The organism is Pseudomonas sp. SIMBA_068, from assembly GCF_046534705.1.
In the GTDB taxonomy this organism is placed as follows: domain Bacteria; phylum Pseudomonadota; class Gammaproteobacteria; order Pseudomonadales; family Pseudomonadaceae; genus Aquipseudomonas; species Aquipseudomonas putida.
Genome location: NZ_JAWRYI010000401.1, coordinates 1 through 277 on the forward strand (window position 1 = coordinate 1; position 277 = coordinate 277).

Genomic DNA, 277 nt, shown 5'->3' on the forward strand with positions numbered 1-277 from the left:
CAGGGCGCGAATCTGCGTTTTGCCGGTAAAGATGTGTTCCTGAAGTCGCATGGCTTCGACCACTTATACGGCTCAGAAGAGCTGAAAAGCGTGGTAGCCGACCCGCACTATCGCAACGACTGGGGATTCTACGACGATACCGTTCTCGATGAAGCGTGGAAAAAGTTTGAAGAGCTTTCCCGCTCAGGTCAGCGATTCTCACTGTTTACCCTGACAGTCGATACCCATCACCCGGATGGTTTTATCTCTCGTACCTGTAACCGCAAAAAATATGATT

At 50.2% G+C, this 277-nt stretch carries 1 protein-coding gene; it reads left to right on the top strand.

Annotation, left to right across the window (positions count from 1 at the left end):
- Positions 1-277: sulfatase-like hydrolase/transferase (locus SB756_RS29705; RefSeq protein WP_410913151.1), on the top strand; the 277-nt coding region annotated here is incomplete at both ends.